Source organism: Falsiruegeria mediterranea M17 (genome assembly GCF_900302455.1).
GTDB classification, from domain to species: domain Bacteria; phylum Pseudomonadota; class Alphaproteobacteria; order Rhodobacterales; family Rhodobacteraceae; genus Falsiruegeria; species Falsiruegeria mediterranea.
Map to the genome: position 1 here is coordinate 208,027 of NZ_ONZG01000001.1, position 19,034 is coordinate 227,060.

A 19,034-nucleotide genomic window follows, 5' to 3' on the forward strand; every position below is an offset into this window, starting at 1 on the left:
GTTGGGGCAGGATATGGCGACCGGTGCGGAGCTGAACTATCAAACAAATGCGTCTGCCATTCAAATGGCCGAGACGATCTTTGGCGACGGCGTAACTGTCACCGGCGCCTCATATTCGGGATGGAACCAATCCTCGGCAATCTTCTCGAACGGTGACGCGCTGGCCCCAGGTGCCACGCCATCAGATTCGGGCGTGATCTTGTCCACGGGACGCGCAAGCCACTACACCCGCAACGGCGGGGATCCGAACCGGTCGGGCAGCACATCGACCAACACATCCGGCGAGAACAACAATGCCGATTTCAATGCGGCCGCTGGTACAAATACCTATGACGCTTCATATCTGGACATCAGTTTCACTGTAGATGATCCGACCGTCACGCAGATGACGTTTCAATTCGTGTTCGCATCCGAAGAATACCCCGAGTTTGAGAACTCGGTTTACCAGGACTTCGTCGGCGTCTGGATCAACGGGGCACAAGTTGAAACGCAATTTGGTGATGGGGATGCGGACCCGGGAAACATCAATTCGACCAACAACGAAAATCTATTTCTGGACAACACAAACGACGACTACAACACTGAAATGGATGGCCTGACGGTCACTATGACACTGACGATCGATATCATCCCCGGCATCGAGAACAATCTTCGCATCGGCATCGCGGATGTTTCAGACAGCAGTTACGACTCTTCTCTGCTGATTGCCGCAGACAGTGTGCAAACCGCCTTGGTCGCGAACACGGACGACGCAACCGTCCATCCGGATGGATCGCAAACGATTGACGTTCTTTCCAATGACCAGAACACCACTGGCAGCACGCTAACGATCACCCATCTCAATGGTGTGGCGGTCAACGCCGGTGACACAGTGACGCTGAATACAGGTCAAACCATCCTTTTGAATGGTGACGGCACGATCACGATTTTCGGTGATGGAGATACCGAAGACTTCAACTTCACCTACGGGGTTTCAAACGGAACAAACGACGACACAGGGATCGTCAACGTCAGTTCAGTCCCCTGTTTCGTGTCAGGCACCATGATCCGTACACCAGACGGCGAGAGACCTGTTGAGCGGCTTGCTTTGGGCCAACTGGTCGACACCCAGGATCACGGACCCCAACCCTTGCGCTGGATCGGACGACGCACGGTGCGGGCCCAAGGGGATCTGGCACCGATCCGCATTCTCGCCGGTACCTTCGGTGCGCATCGAGATCTATTGGTCTCACCACAGCACCGAGTTCTGGTTCGTGACAGTCTGGCCGAGCTTCTATTCGGCGAGGGTGAGGTTCTGGTAGCAGCCAAGGATCTGGTCAACGATCATTCGGTCACCCGTATCGAAGGGCGTGCAGTGACCTATGTGCATCTGATGTTCGACCAACATCAGGTCATCTATTCCGAAGGCCTCCCGACCGAGAGCTTCCTGCCCGGCCCACAAACTACCGAGCTGTTCGAGCAGCCCATCGTCGACGAGATCTGCGCCATCTTCCCGGAACTGGACCCGAACACTGGCGAGGGATACAGCCCCGCCGCCCGGCGTACCCTGCGCAAGTACGAAGCGCAGGTTCTGATGTCTGCGCAAAGGGTGGCCTGAGCATGACCTGGATCGCACTCTCGGATGCCGACGGCCACCATTTCGCGCCGCAAGGCCTGGACCGTCATCCCGAAGACCTGCCTCTGATCGGATCGCGCGAAGACGATCTGTTGACCCGTGGTTCTCTTGTCATCGAAACCCGGCTGCCCACCACAAGCCGCCCCAGGTCGCTGGTACATTATGAGCGAGGTGGAGATTGGCCGTTTCACTTGTCGCTGCAGGCAATCCCCGGTGGTGGCCTGATCCTGATCCTCTTTCAAGGGGACTCGGTCCTGCACAAAGCCTTGAATCCCTCGGAGATGGGGCGCTTGGACGTCCTGCGTCTGACATATTCCTGGGACGCGCCGGCCCGCTGGGGACGTCTGGCCGTAGAACAGAACGACCAGGACACCTTGTTTGTTGCAAATGCGCCGCGCCCCTGTCCCCTTAGGGTCGGCGACATTCGTGCTCTATTCGAACCCGGAGAACATCGTTTTGTGTCTCCGGATGTAATTTACATGGCGTTGAGCAACGACATTGAACCAGTAGGACCGATGCCATCTCTTCTTCCAAACACGCCAATCGCAACCCCTGATGGTTACCGGCCGATCAGCAAGTTGAAGCGCGGGGATGTGGTGCTGACTGCGGACCGTGAAATCGTACCTGTGCTGCACAAGATCACCCATACGATGGTGGCGCGTGGGACCGCGAAACCACTTCATTTGCGTGCGCCGTATTTTGGCCTGCAACAGGACATCCAGACAGCTCCGGACCAACGCTTGGTGTTGGCGGGCAGTGAGGTCGAGTACATGTTCGGACACGAAGCAGTTGCCACCCCGGTTCGTCATCTGGCCGGAGGAGCCTCGGTCCTGCCTGCGAAGTGTGGACTTACCGTTATGTATCAGCAACTGCTTTTGCCTGAAAATGAACCGATCTTGGCAGCAGGAACTGTTGCCCAAAGCCTCTATATCGGTCGCCTGCGCCGCAAACCTGACCACTTGGCTGCAAGCCTGTTGGGGCAGTTGGATCGCCATGGTCTGCCTGACCATGGAAGGTCGAAATTCCCGGTCTTGCGCGCCTTTGACGCCCGCATCCTTGCCGAGCGTCGGGTTGCTTGACCTAAAGGCGGGCTTGCCCAGTCGGTCGAAACTGTCTAGGAACGCGCAAAATCTTGATGGTTAATATGCGCGGCCTTCTCCTCGGCTTGTGCCTGACACTCACACTTTGGGCTCAAGCAACCATTGCACAGACCCTGACGGTCTCTACGGTTTCCCGTCCGCCGTTCTCGTATGCCGAGAACGGAGCAGAGGAAGGATTCTCGATCGAGTTGATGGCGGCTCTGGCCGAAGCACTGAATTGGGACATCCGGATTCAACGGTTCGAACAGTTCGCAGACATGCTGTCCTCGGTCGAGGATGGATCGGCTGATATGGCCATCGCAAACATCTCGATCACGGCGGCCCGTGAAACGCGAATGGATTTCAGCCAGCCAATTTTCGAATCCGGGTTGCAACTGATGGTGTCGGCCGATCAGGCGCGCTCACCGTCCCTTATGTCGGCGCTTCTATCACTTGATCTGTTCATCGCCATCGGCCTTGCCTTTCTGATGCTCATGTGTGGCGGGATGTTGATGTGGTACTTTGAGCGCCGCGCCCAGCCTTATTTTGACCGCCCTGCCAATCAGGCCTGGTTCCCATCCTTCTGGTGGGCGCTCAATCTGGTTGTAAACGGCGGTTTCGAAGAGCGCGTGCCCCGCACCGCCTTTGGCCGGGTCTTTGGTGTGATCCTGGTGATCTCGTCCCTGTTCATCGTGTCGGTCTTTACCGCTCGGATCACCTCGGTCATGACGGTCGAGGCGATCAGTGGGTCGATCAATTCGGTCAACGACCTTTATGGGCAACGCGTTGGTACAATCGATGGGTCCACGGCCGCCGGGTTTCTTGATCGCAGAGAGCTCAACTATGTTGCTTTCGAAGGGTTGGATCCGATGATTCAAGCCTTTGAGCAGGCCAATCTGGACGCTGTTGTTTTTGACGCACCGATCTTGTCCTACTACGCCTCACACGAAGGTATGGAACACGCCTCCATGACCGGTGCCATCTTCCTGAGGGAAAACTATGGCATCGCGTTCCCCACCGGTTCACCCTTGGTTGAAGACGTCAACCAGGCACTGTTGGCCCTGCGCGAGAACGGCACCTACGACGATCTTTATCGCAAGTGGTTCGGCATCCGAAACTGATCAGGCTTCGTGCGTACCGTCGTCAAAGAAGGGCGTCATCTGAGCCACGATAACCGCGTTCTCCGCCAGAGCACGATCCATCAACTCACGCTCTTCGTCGCTGATGTCGTGACCCTCTGCCTCGCGTTCCGCCAACGTACCGTATCCGGTCACATCCAAAGGCGCCGTATCGGCCTGTTTCAGAATGGCAACTGTCTCGCGCACGGCTTCGGCCTCGTCCACGCCACTGGCGTAACACATCAGCGCAGCGCCGGTCGCGCCTTCGGGCAGTCCATCGCCTTCTTTGCGGCCGATCTGAACCAACAGGGTATAGACTTGCTGGCGGGAGGGTTTCTTTTTCTTTTCCATGCGCGCGCCATACCGTGCGGCCCACTGGTGGGTCAATGGGCGTTCGCTGTGTAAAATGCGAGAAAAATCGCGATTGGCCGACAACGGAATCAGAAGAATTGGCTGGGTACTTCTACGTCAAAGAAAGACGTATGGAAGTTCGGAATGCCCCAAGCCTCAAAACTGCCGGTTGATACCCAAGCCACTGACATGGAAATGGCCGAGGCCATGTTCGGCGACGGTATCCAGATTGTTAGCGCCGATTTCACCGGGGCAAATTCGGCCTCTGGCATCTACAGCAACGGCGACAGCGTCAGCGATGCGCTGACACCGTCGGACACTGGTGTAATCCTGTCCACCGGTCGCGCCAACGACGTCACCAACAGCTCGGGGGACGTGAACGACAGTTCCGGAACCTCGACCAGCCACTGGCGTGCGGGTGACAGCGATCTGACCGAAATGGCCGGAGCGCAGACCTATGATGCCGCCGTGTTCGAGGCCGACTTTGTCCCCGACGGCAGCACGCTGACCATGCAATTCACCTTCGCATCCGAAGAATACCTTGAATACGTGGGATCCGGCTTCAACGACGCCGTGGGAATTTTCGTCAACGGTCAGCCGGCCGAATTGATGGTCGGAGATGGCGAAGTCACGATCAACAACATCAACGACACATCGAATGCCAACCTGTACGTCGACAATGCTGCCAGCGCAGACACCTACAACACCGAAATGGACGGCTTCACCGTCACGTTGACGGTCAAGGCCCCGGTGAATCCTGGCGAAGTCAACACGATCAAGATCGCAATCGCTGATGGTGGTGATTCAAGCTATGATTCCAACCTATTGATCGCAGGCGACTCCATCCAGTCCACGCTGATTGCAACCAATGACGAGGTCGATATCAACGGCGACGGCGAAGCAACCGTCGACGTGCTTGCCAACGACCAGTCGCAGGCTACGGGCGTGATGAAGATCACGATGATCAATGGCCAGGCCGTCTCGGCGGGCGATACGATCACCCTGAACAGCGGCGAAGAGATCACGGTCAACGGGGATGGCACGCTGACTGTTGCGTCCGATGGCGACGAAGGATCGAACACCTTCTCCTATCAGGTGGAAGACGGCGCCGGGAACACGGATACGGCAATCGTGACGGTCCGGACAACACCCTGTTTTGTGGCCGGGACACTGATCGACACGGCCAGCGGGCGCGTTCCAGTCGAAGATCTGGAACCTGGAGATCTGGTTCACACCCGGGACCACGGACATCAACCTTTGAGGTGGATCGGAAAAACCGAGCGGATCGCCAGTGGCAAAGATGCCCCCATCCTCTTTGCACGTGGCGCGCTTGGCGATCACGACGCCGTTGCCGTCTCTCCCAATCACCGCATTCTGTTGACCACGGCCATGTCCGAGATGATGTTTGGTTCGTCCGAGGTGTTGGTGCAGGCCAAACATCTGATCAACGATCGTTCCATCAGACGATGCGCGGATGGTCAGCCCATAACCTATGTCCATCTTCTGTTCGATCGGCACGAAGTTGTTCGAGGCAACGGGTTGGAAAGCGAAAGCTACCATCCCGGCGACATGACGGTCGATTCGTTCGACGCAGAGACCCGGGACGAGATCCTCAATCTCATGCCCGATCTGACAAAAGGGGACTATGGATACGGCCCCTCGGCTCGGATGTCCTTGCGTGGTTATGAAACCCGCGCGCTCATTCGGGGTTAGGGACGGCCCAGGAAGTCCTGACTGACGGTGCCACGAAAGCACCTTGGGAAAAACGGAAAGCTGTCGGTGGCAAAGTAGACATAATTGCCGTCGACGATAGCCCCGTTGCATTCGTCCAGGTTACCGCTGCCTGCCACATGCTGCCAATCCTGTTCGTAGGTGCCATCATACCGGCCATGGGGCGCGGTCGGGCGTTTGCCAGGCTTCAGTTGCCAGGACGGCTTGACGCTGTCGCCGACGTAGTGGATCGGAAAGCCATCTGCCGCATATCCAATCAATGTGCCCTTGAGCGAAGCGATCAAGGCAGGGGCCGGAGCGTGATAGTGATAAAGCCCACGATGATCCACATGGGCGTTTTGCCGGTCCATGCCCAACATGTCCGCAGCCCCCATCCCCTCAAGCCGCCACCCACTGGAGCCGTCACGGGAAAACCCTCGCGGGCTTGAAGCATCATAGAAATCCGCTGTACCGGGCCGAAACGGAATGCCTGTCAATGAAATGCCGGACGCGTTGGTCCGATGCGTGATACGGCCTGTGTCGCGCGGCATGGCATCCACGCAATATGTCACCTTTTGCGCGCGGAACCGATGTGGGTTACCCCGGTTCGGGAAAGTGCCGATGGTATGGTTGGGCGTGCCATTTGAACTGATGCAACGTTGATCACCCTTGGTGCTGATGTTGACCGAATTGGCCGTGTGCCCAGGGGAACTCTTCAAAAATACGGCCACGGTCATCAACCCGGCCAGAACCAGCAAACGTATCATCAGGTTTCCTCCACCTTTGTCGGATGCCTGATACAACGCGACCGCGACGGGTTTCCGTCGCGGCCGTTTTTGAAAAAGTTTTGAACTGGGTCGGGATCAGTCGCGCAGCAACTCGTTGATCCCTGTCTTGGAACGGGTCTTTTCGTCCACGCGCTTCACGATCACGGCGCAGTAGAGGTTAACGTTGTTCTTGGACGGCATCGAGCCTGCAACAACCACTGAATAGGGCGGCACTTCACCGTACATGACTTCGCCGGTTTCGCGGTCAACGATCTTGGTCGACTGGCCGATGAACACGCCCATGCCCAGAACCGAACCTTCGCGCACGATGCAACCTTCGACCACTTCGGAACGGGCTCCGATAAAGCAGTTGTCTTCGATGATGGTGGGGCCAGCCTGCATCGGCTCCAGAACGCCACCGATGCCGACGCCACCCGACAGGTGCACGTTCTTGCCGATCTGTGCGCACGATCCAACAGTGGCCCAGGTATCAACCATGGTGCCCTCGTCCACGTGGGCGCCCAGGTTCACAAAGGACGGCATCAGAACCACGCCAGGCGCGATGTAAGCGGATTTGCGGACAACACAGTTGGGCACGGCACGGAAACCTGCCGCTTTCCACTGCTCGTCGCCCCAGCCTTTGAATTTGCTGTCAACCTTGTCCCACCAGCCGCTGCCCTGCGGGCCGCCGTCCTGCTGCTCCATGTCCTTGATGCGAAAGCCCAGCAGAACCGCCTTTTTCGCCCACTGATTCACGTGCCAATCGCCGCTGTCCAGCTTTTCGGCAACGCGCAGCGCACCGCTGTCCAGCGCGTTCAGCGTGTCTTCGATAGCTTCGCGTTGTTCACCGGTGGTGGCGGGGGTGATCGTGTCGCGCGCCTCCCAGGCGGCTTCGATGGCGGCTTCGAGTTGTGCGTTCGACATGGATGGGCTCCCTGAGATTCTCGTCACGTTGACATGGCCTATAAGGGGCAACGGGCCAAGGCGCAATCCGACGCGCCCGCGCCCCTTTGCGGCGTTTTCATGCGCCAGCCAACGGATCGGGCGCGATATTGCCGCCACAGACCAGCACAGCGACCCGCTCGTCCGGTTCCGGGTCATACGCACCCGACATCAGCGCAGCCAGCGCCGTCGCCCCCGCAGGCTCGACCAGCTGTCGATGTTCCCGCCAAAGCGCCTGTTGCGCTTGAGTGATTGCCTCATCGCTTACCAGCACCGATGGCATCCCCGGCGCGAGACCAAAACAGATGTCTCCAATCCGACGCGCACCAAGCGCATTGGCCGCCACGCCGGACACGCTGACATCCACTGGCTCCCCCGCGTTCAATGCCGCGTTCAGCGCGCATGAAGTCTCGGGCTCAACCGCCACAACCTTGCGCGCGCCTTGAAACCACGCCAAAGCACCCGCGATCAAGCCACCTCCGCCAACCGCGATCAACACGGTGTCAGCTTCAAGTCCCTGCGCATCCCATTCCGCGAAACACGTCCCTTGACCAGCCACCGTAGCGGGCGCGTCATAGGCATGGATTTGCATCGCGCCAGTGTCAGTTTCATGGGCTTGCGCCAACGCCAGAGCATTGGCGTACTCACCCGGCACCACGGTCAGATCTGCACCAATTCCTTCGATCAGGGCAATCTTTGACGGGCCTGCCATCTCGGGCACAAAGATCTTCGCCGGATAGCCCAAAGCTCGCGCCGCATAGGCCGCCGCCGCGCCATGGTTGCCGCCGGACGCCGCGACGACGCCTGCCTCAGGCACATCACTGCTGAGCAAGGTATTGAACGCGCCGCGCGCCTTGAAACTTCCGGTGTGCTGGGTGTGTTCCAACTTCAGCTCGACCGGAAAATCCAGGCCGAACCCGTTCACCGTCATCACTGGTGTCTTTTGCACATGACCAGCAATTCTCTCCGCTGCTGCCCTGATGTCCGATTTCCATTGCATGGTCGCGTTCCTGTCACTGGTGTTGCCGGTGCGAACCCTATAGCTGTTGAAAAAACACGCAAGCAGGGAACACCGTGCCATGAAAGAAGACCGCCTGAGCCCCTTCCGCGACGCGGGCACCGACCGCTCGACCGCGCGTGAGGTTCCGGACACGCCGCAAACCCGCTCACCCGCCTACAAGCTGGCCTTTGCGGACGAGGATTTCCTGTGCCGGGACGAACTGCGGCCCGTGCGTCTGCAACTGGAACTGCTGAAACCGGAACTGATAATGGGCGAGCGCGAGATCACCTCGACCATCGTTATGTTTGGCGGCGCGCGTATTCCTGAACCTGCGCAGAAGCACACCGCGCGGACGCAAACGCTGGCAAACCTGTCCGAATACTATGACGAGGCACGTGAGTTTGCGCGGCTGATGACCGAGAAATCCAAGCAATCGGGCTGCCGTGAGAACGTGATCGTCACCGGCGGCGGTCCCGGCGTGATGGAGGCGGGCAACCGTGGCGCCGAAGATGCAGGTGGTTGTTCCATCGGTCTGAACATCGTGCTGCCGCACGAACAGGCTCCGAATGCTTATGTCACGCCTGACCTGAGTTTCAACTTTCACTACTTTGCGATCCGCAAGATGCATTTCCTGATGCGCGCGCGGGCCATCACCGTCTTCCCTGGCGGCTTCGGCACGATGGACGAAATGTTCGAGGCGCTCACTCTGATCCAGACCGGGCGCATGGACCGGGTTCCGTTCCTGCTCTTTGGTCGTGAGTTCTGGGAGAAGGTGATCAACTGGGAGGCTCTGGCGGATGCCGGAACGATCTCGGAGGAGGATCTGAACCTGTTCCGCTTTGTCGACACCGCGCAAGAGGCGATGGAGATGATCGAAAGCTGGGGTGTTGCGGCCCCACGGACCGACATTCCTGGGCGTTGATCCGGGAATCGGTAAATCTGTGCTAGACTGGGCCCCTCAGCCACACAGGAGGGGCCAATGGCATATGTAACCGTCTCGACCTGGCGTTATGACGAAACGCTCGACGAAGCCGCATTGATCGAAAGCGCCGAGTCAAAGCTCAGCCAGCTCAAGGCCATGGGGGCAACTTCAGGTCACCTGGTCCGCACTGGTCCGACCGAGGGGATGATCGTGTTGATCTACCCCGACGAGGGGACTTGGAACCGTGTGCGCGAGACCGTCATGCACATGCGGGCCGATACGCGCCCCGAAACGGGCGGCACCAACACCGGCGCGCTCGAAGGGCCAGCGGTGGTGTCGGTTTAAGCAAACTGCGCCGGAAGCACGCCCAGTTCTGTCCCTTGGGGGAGCTTGGTGACAATCTGCGAGCCGCGCACGTCCTTGATCGCGTAGCCAAAGCCCGCAATCCGGAATTTCCATTCCCGTGCGCTCAATGCTTTGGTGCGCTCCTGACGGAGCAAATCCAGAATACCGTCTTCGATCAGCGTGCCGCCAATATCTGCCTGTGCCATTTTTTCATCCTCAATCGTTATGTTTGTTTACAGAATGGAAACTGACTGTTGATCGGGGCTGAAATTTACCAGAAATGGGGAAAGATTAAGGCAGCCTGTGGGGCTGCCTTGGGACCGATTACTTCTTGGCTTTGCTGTCTTGCAGTTCCTTGAACAGGAACATGGGGATCAGAACGCCCGCGATCACGGCGCCCAGCCAAACCAGCAAAGTTGCGGCCAGCAGGTTCGACACACCGCCAACGGTCAGGCCGGATGCAACCAGGTCGGTGATCAGTAGACCAACAAAGGTCACGGCCAACGCCACCCCCCCTTTGAGCGCCGGAACATTCTTTTCGCTGATCTTGGTGATCAACGGATCTGCGATCACCTGAACAACTGTGAAAACCAAAACGACAACAATGATCGACAGCGGCGCGATTTTAAAACCGGGCAGCAGAGCAACTGCCAGCAGAAGACCGACGGCGTTGCCGATCAACAATGCGACAGCCGACAAGATACGGCGGGACATGGGATCAATTCCTCACATTCAATTTCATCAGAACGTGAATGCACCCTACCCCCGCATCAGTTGAAATTCATCAAGAATTTCAAAGCCCGGCTTCGGCCTCGATCTGTTTGCGCGACTTGCGCGCGCGCTCGGTTGCGGACTTGAGCTGACCACAGGCCGCCATGATATCCTCGCCCCGCGGCGTGCGGATCGGCGAGGCATAGCCCGCTTTGTAGATGATATCCGCGAACGCGTGAATCCGGTTTCCAGAGCTACGTTTGTATGGCGCACCCGGCCATTCGTTGAACGGGATCAGGTTGATCTTGGCCGGAATGTTGTATTCCTTGATCAACTCGATCAGACGGTGTGCGTCTTCCTTGGTGTCGTTCACACCCTCGAGCATCACGTATTCAAACGTGATCCGTTCCGAGTTGCTGGCGCGGGGGTAATCCGCCAAGGCTTGCAAGAGTTCCTTGATCTTCCACCGCTTGTTGATGGGCACCAGAATGTCACGAGTCTCGTCGGTGGTCGCGTGGAACGAAATCGCCAGCAGACAGCCGATTTCCTCAGCCGTCCGGGCAATTTCCGGCACTACGCCGCTTGTCGACAGCGTAATTCGCCTACGGGAAAGCGAGATGCCTTCGGGGTCCATCGCGATCTTCATCGCGTCGCGGACGTTGTCAAAATTGTACAGCGGCTCGCCCATGCCCATCAGCACGATGTTTGACAGCAGGCGGGTTTCATCCTTGGGTTCGCCCGGAACGGGCCACTCCTCAAGATCATCACGCGCCATCATGATCTGACCAACGATTTCAGCTGAAGTCAGGTTGCGCACCAGCTTTTGCGTGCCCGTGTGACAGAATGAACAGGTCAGGGTGCAGCCCACCTGAGACGATACACAAAGCGTGCCGCGCCCCTCTTCGGGGATGTACACCACCTCGACCTCATGCCCGCCCGCGATCCGCACCAGATACTTGCGGGTGCCATCCTCGGACACCTGACGCGAGACGACCTCGGGGATTTCGATCACGAACTTTTCAGCCAGATCCGCACGGTAGGTTTTCGCCAGATTGGTCATCTCGGCAAAGTCGCGAACGCCCCACTGATAGATCCACTGCCAGATCTGCCCGACCCGCATCTTGGCCTGCTTTTCAGGCGTGCCGTTTTCGATCAGAACCTCGCGCATTTGCGCGCGGGTCAGACCAACAAGGTTGATCGGCCCCTCGGGCAATTTGCGGGGGATCGTCATGACGTCTTGGGTGATCGGCGCTTTGGCAGACATGGCTTTGCTCGGATTCTGTCGCGGGATGCGCCTCTATATAGGATTTCCAGCAAAGATCAAAAGGTTTCGCGGAACAAAGCGGCGCGGTTATTGGGCCATGCTCATAAGCTCTGTGATCCGGGCCCGCCCCAATTCAATCCTACAGGATTGAATGGCGATACCCGTGCCCGAACCTCCACCGAAAGAAGCCCCCACAGCGTTGCATTGCGCATCGCGATAGGCTGACCATGCTTCTTGCGCCGCGTCCATCGCAGGTACTGCAACCACACGTCCCGTGACCTCATCCAATTCCTGCGCCGATGCCATCGCGATCTCTTGCGCGAGCACCATTGCAGCCTCCACGCGCTGCGCCGCTTCCGAGACACAAGCTCCGATTTCAACTTGCGAGCCTGCATCGCTGCATTCCAACGAAGGGTCAGCAGCAGAATGCAAAGGGTAAAGGCACAGAAGGAACAAACATATCTTCTTGATCATGAAGGTGCTCCATATTCGTTTGTTTCGGGCTGAGATGGGCGGGTCAACCACCAGATCATGAGCACGGCCAATGCAAGTTGCACGGTTCCGGCCACGAACAGCCCGGTCAGGCCAACGGCTGCGGCTGGACCGCGCAGAACATCCGGGTCCTCGACACGCGCTTCCATAAAGGAAAACGCCATGATGCCCGAAAACAGGAACAATACGGTCGTCATGGAAACAAGCATCGGCAGCAAAAGGTACCATCCCGGATACCCACCATCGTGCATGCGCCGCCATCCTGCCGCAAGCAAAGGCAGGAATGTTGCGATCTGAAAGAGGCCGGTCAACAAGCGGCTCTGTTCCAGTGTTTCGGGGTTCACCCCAAACAGCATGCGGTCAACGACCGATAGCACCGCAGAAATCAACACTACAAACAGCAGGAACCACCAATATTCCGGGCGGCCTGCCCTACCCGAGAACGTTACGTACTTTGAGAAACAAGCCTTAACAGCTTCGAGAAAAGTCATCTTGAGCCTCATACATTCAAATATCGTTATGCTGCCCGATCGTAAGTTGAGTGGTCAAACAAAAACGGTCGACCCGCCATACGACAGGTCGACCGCTGCAAATCAAAGTGACGAATACTATTACTCTGCCGCCGCGCGGGGCTGCCACGCAAAGGGCTGGAACATCCCATCTACCGGCGTCTCAAACAGCGCGTTGGTGTAGTTCGACAGCACCTTTTGCGCAAAAATCACCAGCAGATCCTGCAGCGCCTTGTCGTCATAGCCCGCAGCCCGGAAGGCGGCCAGATCGTCCGCAGAGGGGCGGCCATGGTTGTCGCGCAAAGCCAGGGTGAAGCTGCGCAGGGTCTCCAGCTTGGCATCTGCCAGAGGGGTTTCATCGCGCAGGGCATCGATGATGTCGTTCGACACCTTTTCGCGCATGGCAATCCCGGTATGGGCCGGCACGCAGTAATGGCAGTGGTTGGCGACGTTGGCCGTCATCCAGATCACTGTGCGCTCCTCGGGCGAAAAGCCGGTGGTCACCGCCAGGCGCGACAGCTCTTTGTACGCTTCCAGCAAAGCAGGGCTGGTCGCCATCACGCCGTGAAGATTAGGGATCGAACCAAAGGCCTTGACCGACCCTTCGAGCAAGGGTTTGGCGGCATCGGGCGCGGTTTCGATGGTGTGAATGGTGGTCTCGGTCATGGAGTGCGGTCCTTCGTCAGAATTTCCGACACAAGCTAGTCACGCACCGATGCGGACAAAACGTCGATCACAGCAGAGCGTTCTGTGCGAAGACGCTCAGCAGATCACGGGATTGTGGTTTGTTAAAACAAGATATGCGCAGATTTGCGGCAATCATGAACCACAATGCGAACACACAGACCCCGGATCCATCCGGGGTCACTGGAATGCCAGTTTATTTGGTGCAGCGCTTTTCTGCGTCTTCGATCGCAGCGGTAAAGCCCAACAGCGAGAATGTGTCTTTGGTCTGTGTCCCGCGCGCCGAGCGTGCGGTCAAAATCGCCTGGGCGCCGCGCTTCATGGCCGTGATGATCTTGGCATCATCCGCAGCCGTCGCAGGCCAGGCCCACTCGCCTTCGGTGAACAACTCAAACTCGGTGTCGCCAACGTTCAGGTTCACGGTCGACCCCGGCGCAAAGGGATAACCACCGGTAAAGGTCACTTGACCTTTAACCTCGGCCTTCGGCCGGAAGAACACAAACAGCAAGATATCGCTGCGCCGTACGGCCACGACGCGGCCGCCACGAGTGTTCACGGTCTCCTTCGGGGCCGAGACGCTCCAGCATTCGGTGGGATCGTCTTCGACAAAGACGCTCCAATCCGTTTTGGCTGCAACCCGGTTCGAGCTTTGCGCCTGAGCATATGCGCTGGTTGCCGAGACGGTCATGCCCGCCATACACAGGCCCGCGATCATGCGGACAAGTTTCGATCCCATTTGTCCAGCCTCCTAGACTGTCCTTAACCTCAATTCCATGGCGCGCCTGCAGGCTTGAAGACCTGTCTGTCTTGCGCAACCCATCGTTTGCCGACATAGACACATTAACGCAGGTTTCGCCATGGTTGAAAGAGTGATTGGCGGGAATCTGCCCAGAAAAGGGGAGTTTACGATGACAAATCCGGTACCGATGACCGAAATCTGGCGGGGTCCGTTTCTGGAGAGCGTACATTTGGGTCACGCGGTGATCTGTGACGACACCGGCCAAATCGTGCGCAGCTGGGGCGATCCGAACGCCCGTATCTATCCCCGCTCGTCCGCCAAGATGATTCAGGCGCTCCCCTTGCTCAGTTCTGGCGCTGCGGCCAAGTACGGGCTCAACAGCGAGCACATGGCGTTGGCCTGCGCCTCGCACAATGGCGCTGCGATCCACACGGATCGGGTGTCGGCCTGGTTGGATCACCTTGGCATGGGGGATGACGATTTCCGTTGCGGCCCCCAGGAACCCGCTGATCTGGATGCACGCAATGGCCTGATCCTTGATCACACATCGCCCTGCCAGATGCACAACAACTGCTCGGGCAAGCACGCGGGGTTTCTGACCCTGAACCAGCACATGGATGCAGGCGCTGAGTACATCGACATCGATCACCCCGTGCAGCAGGCCTGCCTGGTAGCGTTTGAGGAAACCACCGGCGAGACAAGCCCCGGTTATGGCATCGATGGCTGCTCGGCACCCAATTTCGCAACCTCGCTGACAGGTCTGGCGCGATCAATGGCCTGGTTTGCTTCGGCCGCTGACCGTTCGGATCGTCAAAGCGCCGCCGCAGAACAGCTGACTGCAGCCATGATCAAGCACCCGGAACTGGTCGCGGGCGAAGGCCGTGCCTGTACCGAGTTGATGCGGGCGATGAATGGCAAGGTTGCCATCAAGACTGGGGCCGAAGCAGTATTCATCGCCATACTGCCGGAAAAACGCATGGGCGTTGCGCTAAAAATCGCGGATGGCACAACCCGCGCCAGCGAATGCGCGATTGCCGCCATTCTGGTCGAACTTGGGGTTCTGGACGCCGATCACCCGGCAACCAGAAAGTATATGAACGCGCCGATCCTGAACCGACGCAATGTGGATTGTGGTGTAATCAAACCAGCGGCCGGGTTCATTTAGATCGCCGGCCCGCGGGCTTACATCTCCATCACTTCGGCGACTTCGACCGATCCGGTGCCATCCACGACCATTGGGCACCCCTTGGCCATTTTGGTGGCGGCATCGATGCTGTCGGCCTTGATCACGGTATAGCCGGAAATCGGATTGGCCCCGCCATCGTCCGCCACGCCGCTGGCGCTGACGGTTTTGGACATGCCGACGGGTGCGCCCGGTATTTCCAGCGCCTCGCCCATCTGTTCGAACCAGGCCCCCCAGGCTGCCATGACCCGCTCGCCCTCTTCCTGAGTTTCGGGCTTTGCGCCGCCGTGATAGGCAAATACGAACTGTGGCATTTCAATTTCCTCCTGTTGCAATCGTTAATTCAATTGAGCGGACAGCTTGCGCAGTGACGAAGTCCAGCCGCTTTCGTGGTTGGCGCTGATCTCGTCATCGCCAAGCTCTCGGTGATCAATCAACAGACGCGCACCTGATGCGGTTTCGACGATGGTGAACGTCACATGGCTTTCGGCGCCGCGTTTGTCGTCGTCATCGTGCCAGCCCCAAGTGAAGCCAACCGACTTGGGAGCATCCACATGGGTCACCTGGCCCGAGACCTTGTACTGCTGACCCTCTTCATTCTGCATGATCGAATACCACGGACCAAGGCGTGTGAAATCCAAGTCATGAACCGGCACATGCAGCCCCTCAGGGCCCCACCATTTCAGCAGCTTTTCGGTGTTCGTCACCCAAGCATAAAGCTTGTCGGGACTTACGGGAAACTCACGCTCAAGACGCAGATCGGTCATGGTTCATCATCCTCTAAAATAGCGGCTTCCAGTCGGTCCAGGCTGGTTTCCCAAAATTCACGTTTCGAAATGGTCCAATCCGCGATGGCGCGCAGCCCGTCAGGTTGGATGGAATAGAGGCGCTGAGGGCCATTGGCGCGCTGTTTGATCAGCCCGGCCTGGCGTAACACCTTCAGATGGCGCGAGATTGCGGCACCGGACATGCCGCGCCCTTCGATCAGATCGCCTGCAGGCAATTCGCCCTCAGACATAAGTTGTTCGACGATTCCCAATCGCGTGGAATCAGAGAGGGCAGAAAATGCGGTAACGAGATCGGGCATAATTAACATTTAACACATGCGTTAAATATGTAAAGCCTCGATATGCCGTAGCGTTCAACTCAGAATAAATTCACTGCGCGCATAGCCCTGCACATAAAGCAGCGCTGTCAGATCGCCGTGATTGATCCGCACTTCGCATTCAGCCGCGACCGTCGGTTTGGCGTGTAGTGCCACACCTGTTCCAGCCCGCTTGAGCATGCCCAGATCATTGGCCCCATCTCCGACAGCAATCACCTCATGCTCAGAAATGCCCAAACGCGCGGTGATCTGTTCCAGTGCTTCGACCTTGGCCTGCTTGCCCAAAATGGGGCGCCCCGCTTCCCCGGTCAGCTTACCGTCTGCGACCAGCAGCGTGTTGGCCCGGTTCTCGTCAAACCCCAGCGTCGCCGCAACCGAGGACGTAAACGCAGTGAAGCCGCCCGACACCAATGCGGCATAGCCGCCATTGGCCTTCATCGTCGCAAGCAAAGCCTTGCCACCCGGCATCAATGTGATCCGTTCTTCCAAAACCTGCTGAATGACGCCCTCGTCCAGCCCTTTGAGCAACCCAACGCGCTCGGTCAGAGCCCCTTCGAAATCCAGTTCACCGTTCATCGCGCGCGCGGTGATCTCTTTGACGCGCACGCCGACGCCCGCCACCTCGGCCAGCTCGTCGATACACTCCTGCTGGATCATGGTGCTGTCCATATCCGCCAGCAGCATCTTCTTGCGCCGCCCTTCCAAGGGTTGCACCACCAGATCGACACCCGTTTCTTGCAAATCGGCCCACACGCCCCACTGATTGTCGGGCAGCGTTGGCAACGCGAATTCCGCCGCCTCGTCCGGGCTGAGCCACTGCACGTCGCCGCCGCCCCATGCGTTGCGCAGGGACTCGACCAAAGCCGGGTCCAGGTTTGGTTGAGCAGGATTCGTGAGCAGCGTGGCGACAAACATGGGGGCATCTCCTTTGCCCTTCGCATACCGCAGGTGCAGAAAATGCACCAGAGATCAGGTTTCTTTCGCCTTTGCCCGCCTCGAAGGTTGAAGTATACAAACTTAAAGACACTTAAGTTTTTGAAATAAATAATAATTACTGCCATCGGCAAATCCAAAACCGCCGAATAACGCACACCGGAACAACAGCTCATACTCGGAACAAGAGTTTCCGATAGTGGTCATTTACGTCGCCTTCACGTGACGAAGGGTCGAAATCAGACCTCTTTTCGACTTGCACGCCGCGCCGCAGCGGCCTAGCTCTGTCGGCGGGACACCCTTCCCCAACGAAGGGCAGATATCTGTAAGGATACCAGCAATGGCTACTCAGCAACCGGCAGCGCGCCCGGCCAATCCGCGTTTTTCCTCTGGCCCCTGTGCCAAACCCCCCACATTTGATGTTTCCAAACTCGCCGACGCCGCTCTGGGCCGCTCGCACCGTGCCGCCGTTGGCAAGGACAAGCTGAAGGCCGCGATCGAAGGTACGCGCGAAGTTCTGGGCATCCCCGCGGATTACAAAATCGGCATTGTGCCCGCCTCGGACACCGGTGCCGTGGAAATGGCGCTCTGGTCGCTACTGGGTCAGCGCAAGGTCGAGATGCTGGCCTGGGAAAGCTTTGGCTCGGGCTGGGTCACGGATGTTGTGAAACAGCTGAAGATCGACGCCGAGGTGAAAACCGCCGACTACGGTCAGATCGTTGATCTCGCCTCGGTCGATTGCAACAACGACGTCGTTTTCACTTGGAACGGTACCACAGCAGGTGTCCGTGTCCCGAACGCTGATTGGATCGCCGATGACCGCGACGGCCTGACCATCTGCGACGCGACCTCGGCCGCCTTTGCGATGGACCTGCCTTGGGACAAGCTGGATGTGACCACGTTCAGCTGGCAAAAAGTGCTGGGTGGCGAGGCGGCACACGGCATGCTGATCCTCAGCCCCCGCGCCGTTGAGCGTCTCGAAAGCTACACGCCCGCTTGGCCGCTGCCAAAAATCTTCCGCCTGACCAAGGGCGGCAAGCTGATCGACGGTATCTTTACAGGTGCGACGATCAACACGCCCTCGATGCTGGCAGTTGAGGATTACCTCTTCGCTCTTGACTGGGCCCGCTCGGTTGGTGGCCTGCAGGGTTTGATCGCCCGCGCGGATGCCAACGCGCAGGCCGTGTTCGACTTCTGCGCCGCCAACGATTGGATCGCCAACCTGGCCGAGGATGACGCAACACGTTCGAACACCAGCGTTTGCCTGAAATTCACCGACGCCCGCATCCAGGACGGCGCTGCCTTTGCCAAGGCTGTCGCCAAACGGCTCGAGGCCGAGAACATCGCGCTCGACATCGGCGCCTATCGCGACGCGCCCGCCGGTCTGCGGATCTGGTGTGGCGGTACGGTCGAAACCTCGGACATTCAGGCAATGTTGCCTTGGCTGGCCTGGGCGTTTGAGGCCGAGATCGAAGCACAAAGCGTAGCGGCCTGACACGCCCTGCCCCAGGAGTGACCTGGGGATCTTCAGCATGAACAATTGGCCCTGGAACAGAACCGGGGCA

The 19,034-nt window shown here is 58.3% G+C and carries 23 protein-coding genes; 8 read left to right on the forward strand and 15 right to left on the reverse strand.

The annotated features are described in order from the left end of the window. The first annotated feature begins 13 nt into the window (after window positions 1-13). The 3 genes from TRM7615_RS01050 to TRM7615_RS01060 all read left to right on the forward strand — a co-directional run bounded on the left by TRM7615_RS01050 (window position 14) and on the right by TRM7615_RS01060 (window position 3,815). Complete coding sequence (locus tag TRM7615_RS01050; protein ID WP_108785060.1) at window positions 14-1,597, forward strand: Hint domain-containing protein; 1,584 nt, start codon at window positions 14-16, stop codon at window positions 1,595-1,597. 2 nt (window positions 1,598-1,599) lie between these two features. Continuing rightward, entirely contained in the window at window positions 1,600-2,694 is a 1,095-nt protein-coding gene (locus TRM7615_RS01055) for a Hint domain-containing protein (RefSeq protein ID WP_108785061.1), read from the forward strand. 65 nt (window positions 2,695-2,759) lie between these two features. Next, complete coding sequence (locus TRM7615_RS01060) at window positions 2,760-3,815, forward strand: transporter substrate-binding domain-containing protein (protein ID WP_108785062.1); 1,056 nt, start codon at window positions 2,760-2,762, stop codon at window positions 3,813-3,815. Here TRM7615_RS01060 and TRM7615_RS01065 read toward each other — a convergent pair whose 3' ends face one another. Next, a complete protein-coding gene (locus tag TRM7615_RS01065; protein WP_108785063.1) occupies window positions 3,816-4,163 on the reverse strand; it encodes a DUF8846 family protein in 348 nt (115 codons plus the stop codon). 144 nt (window positions 4,164-4,307) lie between these two features. Between TRM7615_RS01065 and TRM7615_RS01070 the strand changes: the two genes are divergently transcribed. Then, the gene (locus TRM7615_RS01070; protein WP_108785064.1) at window positions 4,308-5,876 is read left to right on the forward strand and encodes a choice-of-anchor L domain-containing protein; all 1,569 of its coding nucleotides are present in this window, start codon (window positions 4,308-4,310) and stop codon (window positions 5,874-5,876) included. Here TRM7615_RS01070 and TRM7615_RS01075 read toward each other — a convergent pair. From TRM7615_RS01075 to TRM7615_RS01085, 3 genes are all read right to left on the reverse strand, one after another. Continuing rightward, window positions 5,873-6,640 (reverse strand): YHYH protein, encoded by a 768-nt coding sequence (locus TRM7615_RS01075; protein ID WP_235823987.1) that lies wholly within the window; start codon window positions 6,638-6,640, stop codon window positions 5,873-5,875. The two genes, TRM7615_RS01070 and TRM7615_RS01075, sit on opposite strands and share 4 nt — an antisense overlap. A 96-nt stretch (window positions 6,641-6,736) precedes the next feature. After that, window positions 6,737-7,564 carry a 2,3,4,5-tetrahydropyridine-2,6-dicarboxylate N-succinyltransferase gene (gene dapD / locus TRM7615_RS01080; protein WP_108785065.1) on the reverse strand — a complete coding sequence of 276 codons (828 nt, stop codon included), beginning with the start codon at window positions 7,562-7,564 and terminating at the stop codon, window positions 6,737-6,739. Window positions 7,565-7,661: 97 nt separating this feature from the next. Further along, window positions 7,662-8,582, reverse strand: coding sequence for a threonine/serine dehydratase (locus TRM7615_RS01085; protein ID WP_108785066.1), 921 nt, complete (start codon window positions 8,580-8,582; stop codon window positions 7,662-7,664). 79 nt (window positions 8,583-8,661) lie between these two features. Between TRM7615_RS01085 and TRM7615_RS01090 the strand changes: the two genes are divergently transcribed. Both TRM7615_RS01090 and TRM7615_RS01095 read left to right on the forward strand, forming a co-directional pair. Next, window positions 8,662-9,504 carry an LOG family protein gene (locus tag TRM7615_RS01090; protein WP_108785067.1) on the forward strand — a complete coding sequence of 281 codons (843 nt, stop codon included), beginning with the start codon at window positions 8,662-8,664 and terminating at the stop codon, window positions 9,502-9,504. Window positions 9,505-9,561: 57 nt separating this feature from the next. Continuing rightward, the gene (locus tag TRM7615_RS01095) at window positions 9,562-9,849 is read left to right on the forward strand and encodes a hypothetical protein (protein ID WP_108785068.1); all 288 of its coding nucleotides are present in this window, start codon (window positions 9,562-9,564) and stop codon (window positions 9,847-9,849) included. Here TRM7615_RS01095 and TRM7615_RS01100 read toward each other — a convergent pair. The 7 genes from TRM7615_RS01100 to TRM7615_RS01130 all read right to left on the reverse strand — a co-directional run bounded on the left by TRM7615_RS01100 (window position 9,846) and on the right by TRM7615_RS01130 (window position 14,245). Beyond that, window positions 9,846-10,055: a hypothetical protein gene (locus TRM7615_RS01100; protein ID WP_108785069.1), complete on the reverse strand. Its 210-nt coding sequence runs from the start codon at window positions 10,053-10,055 to the stop codon at window positions 9,846-9,848. The two genes, TRM7615_RS01095 and TRM7615_RS01100, sit on opposite strands and share 4 nt — an antisense overlap. Before the next feature lie 118 nt (window positions 10,056-10,173). Continuing rightward, window positions 10,174-10,563, reverse strand: a complete 390-nt coding sequence (locus tag TRM7615_RS01105) for a hypothetical protein (RefSeq protein ID WP_108785070.1) — start codon at window positions 10,561-10,563, stop codon at window positions 10,174-10,176. A 79-nt stretch (window positions 10,564-10,642) separates the two neighbouring features. After that, window positions 10,643-11,824 (reverse strand): dual-specificity RNA methyltransferase RlmN, encoded by a 1,182-nt coding sequence (gene rlmN, locus TRM7615_RS01110; protein WP_108785071.1) that lies wholly within the window; start codon window positions 11,822-11,824, stop codon window positions 10,643-10,645. A gap of 87 nt (window positions 11,825-11,911) precedes the next feature. Next, window positions 11,912-12,298, reverse strand: coding sequence for a lysozyme inhibitor LprI family protein (locus tag TRM7615_RS01115; protein WP_165821335.1), 387 nt, complete (start codon window positions 12,296-12,298; stop codon window positions 11,912-11,914). Then, complete coding sequence (locus TRM7615_RS01120; protein ID WP_108785072.1) at window positions 12,295-12,807, reverse strand: DUF805 domain-containing protein; 513 nt, start codon at window positions 12,805-12,807, stop codon at window positions 12,295-12,297. The genes TRM7615_RS01115 and TRM7615_RS01120 overlap by 4 nt, the downstream gene beginning before the upstream one ends. Window positions 12,808-12,927: 120 nt before the next feature. After that, window positions 12,928-13,491, reverse strand: coding sequence for a carboxymuconolactone decarboxylase family protein (locus TRM7615_RS01125; RefSeq protein ID WP_108785073.1), 564 nt, complete (start codon window positions 13,489-13,491; stop codon window positions 12,928-12,930). Window positions 13,492-13,705: 214 nt separating this feature from the next. Continuing rightward, window positions 13,706-14,245 (reverse strand): invasion associated locus B family protein, encoded by a 540-nt coding sequence (locus TRM7615_RS01130; protein ID WP_108785074.1) that lies wholly within the window; start codon window positions 14,243-14,245, stop codon window positions 13,706-13,708. Window positions 14,246-14,417: 172 nt separating this feature from the next. Here TRM7615_RS01130 and TRM7615_RS01135 point away from each other — a divergent pair, with 172 nt between their 5' ends. Continuing rightward, window positions 14,418-15,413 (forward strand): asparaginase, encoded by a 996-nt coding sequence (locus TRM7615_RS01135; RefSeq protein WP_108785461.1) that lies wholly within the window; start codon window positions 14,418-14,420, stop codon window positions 15,411-15,413. A gap of 17 nt (window positions 15,414-15,430) precedes the next feature. On the opposite strand, the gene TRM7615_RS01140 is transcribed toward TRM7615_RS01135, so the two are convergent. Genes TRM7615_RS01140 through serB form a run of 4 tightly spaced genes read right to left on the reverse strand, consistent with a single transcriptional unit; the run spans window position 15,431 to window position 17,451 of the window. After that, on the reverse strand, window positions 15,431-15,745 hold the full coding sequence (locus TRM7615_RS01140; RefSeq protein WP_108785075.1) for a YciI family protein: 315 nt from the start codon (window positions 15,743-15,745) through the stop codon (window positions 15,431-15,433). 24 nt (window positions 15,746-15,769) lie between these two features. Further along, window positions 15,770-16,198: an SRPBCC family protein gene (locus tag TRM7615_RS01145; RefSeq protein ID WP_108785076.1), complete on the reverse strand. Its 429-nt coding sequence runs from the start codon at window positions 16,196-16,198 to the stop codon at window positions 15,770-15,772. Next, the gene (locus TRM7615_RS01150) at window positions 16,195-16,518 is read right to left on the reverse strand and encodes an ArsR/SmtB family transcription factor (RefSeq protein ID WP_108785077.1); all 324 of its coding nucleotides are present in this window, start codon (window positions 16,516-16,518) and stop codon (window positions 16,195-16,197) included. The genes TRM7615_RS01145 and TRM7615_RS01150 overlap by 4 nt, the downstream gene beginning before the upstream one ends. Before the next feature lie 54 nt (window positions 16,519-16,572). Beyond that, window positions 16,573-17,451, reverse strand: a complete 879-nt coding sequence (gene serB / locus TRM7615_RS01155) for a phosphoserine phosphatase SerB (protein WP_108785462.1) — start codon at window positions 17,449-17,451, stop codon at window positions 16,573-16,575. Between the two features lie 358 nt (window positions 17,452-17,809). Between serB and TRM7615_RS01160 the strand changes: the two genes are divergently transcribed. Then, a complete protein-coding gene (locus TRM7615_RS01160) occupies window positions 17,810-18,964 on the forward strand; it encodes a phosphoserine transaminase (protein WP_108785078.1) in 1,155 nt (384 codons plus the stop codon). Window positions 18,965-19,034 lie beyond the last annotated feature (70 nt).

What these genes read in the sequence shown, in the direction of transcription:
- TRM7615_RS01050 (WP_108785060.1), top strand. Translation starts at nt 14, where the DNA reads ATGGCGACCGGTGCGGAGCTGAACTATCAAACAAATGCGTCTGCCATT.
- TRM7615_RS01055 (WP_108785061.1), top strand. Translation starts at nt 1,600, where the DNA reads ATGACCTGGATCGCACTCTCGGATGCCGACGGCCACCATTTCGCGCCG.
- TRM7615_RS01060 (WP_108785062.1), top strand. Translation starts at nt 2,760, where the DNA reads ATGCGCGGCCTTCTCCTCGGCTTGTGCCTGACACTCACACTTTGGGCT.
- TRM7615_RS01065 (WP_108785063.1), bottom strand. Translation starts at nt 4,163, where the DNA reads ATGGAAAAGAAAAAGAAACCCTCCCGCCAGCAAGTCTATACCCTGTTG.
- TRM7615_RS01070 (WP_108785064.1), top strand. Translation starts at nt 4,308, where the DNA reads ATGCCCCAAGCCTCAAAACTGCCGGTTGATACCCAAGCCACTGACATG.
- TRM7615_RS01075 (WP_235823987.1), bottom strand. Translation starts at nt 6,640, where the DNA reads ATGATACGTTTGCTGGTTCTGGCCGGGTTGATGACCGTGGCCGTATTT.
- dapD (WP_108785065.1), bottom strand. Translation starts at nt 7,564, where the DNA reads ATGTCGAACGCACAACTCGAAGCCGCCATCGAAGCCGCCTGGGAGGCG.
- TRM7615_RS01085 (WP_108785066.1), bottom strand. Translation starts at nt 8,582, where the DNA reads ATGCAATGGAAATCGGACATCAGGGCAGCAGCGGAGAGAATTGCTGGT.
- TRM7615_RS01090 (WP_108785067.1), top strand. Translation starts at nt 8,662, where the DNA reads ATGAAAGAAGACCGCCTGAGCCCCTTCCGCGACGCGGGCACCGACCGC.
- TRM7615_RS01095 (WP_108785068.1), top strand. Translation starts at nt 9,562, where the DNA reads ATGGCATATGTAACCGTCTCGACCTGGCGTTATGACGAAACGCTCGAC.
- TRM7615_RS01100 (WP_108785069.1), bottom strand. Translation starts at nt 10,055, where the DNA reads ATGGCACAGGCAGATATTGGCGGCACGCTGATCGAAGACGGTATTCTG.
- TRM7615_RS01105 (WP_108785070.1), bottom strand. Translation starts at nt 10,563, where the DNA reads ATGTCCCGCCGTATCTTGTCGGCTGTCGCATTGTTGATCGGCAACGCC.
- rlmN (WP_108785071.1), bottom strand. Translation starts at nt 11,824, where the DNA reads ATGTCTGCCAAAGCGCCGATCACCCAAGACGTCATGACGATCCCCCGC.
- TRM7615_RS01115 (WP_165821335.1), bottom strand. Translation starts at nt 12,298, where the DNA reads ATGATCAAGAAGATATGTTTGTTCCTTCTGTGCCTTTACCCTTTGCAT.
- TRM7615_RS01120 (WP_108785072.1), bottom strand. Translation starts at nt 12,807, where the DNA reads ATGACTTTTCTCGAAGCTGTTAAGGCTTGTTTCTCAAAGTACGTAACG.
- TRM7615_RS01125 (WP_108785073.1), bottom strand. Translation starts at nt 13,491, where the DNA reads ATGACCGAGACCACCATTCACACCATCGAAACCGCGCCCGATGCCGCC.
- TRM7615_RS01130 (WP_108785074.1), bottom strand. Translation starts at nt 14,245, where the DNA reads ATGGGATCGAAACTTGTCCGCATGATCGCGGGCCTGTGTATGGCGGGC.
- TRM7615_RS01135 (WP_108785461.1), top strand. Translation starts at nt 14,418, where the DNA reads ATGACAAATCCGGTACCGATGACCGAAATCTGGCGGGGTCCGTTTCTG.
- TRM7615_RS01140 (WP_108785075.1), bottom strand. Translation starts at nt 15,745, where the DNA reads ATGCCACAGTTCGTATTTGCCTATCACGGCGGCGCAAAGCCCGAAACT.
- TRM7615_RS01145 (WP_108785076.1), bottom strand. Translation starts at nt 16,198, where the DNA reads ATGACCGATCTGCGTCTTGAGCGTGAGTTTCCCGTAAGTCCCGACAAG.
- TRM7615_RS01150 (WP_108785077.1), bottom strand. Translation starts at nt 16,518, where the DNA reads ATGCCCGATCTCGTTACCGCATTTTCTGCCCTCTCTGATTCCACGCGA.
- serB (WP_108785462.1), bottom strand. Translation starts at nt 17,451, where the DNA reads ATGTTTGTCGCCACGCTGCTCACGAATCCTGCTCAACCAAACCTGGAC.
- TRM7615_RS01160 (WP_108785078.1), top strand. Translation starts at nt 17,810, where the DNA reads ATGGCTACTCAGCAACCGGCAGCGCGCCCGGCCAATCCGCGTTTTTCC.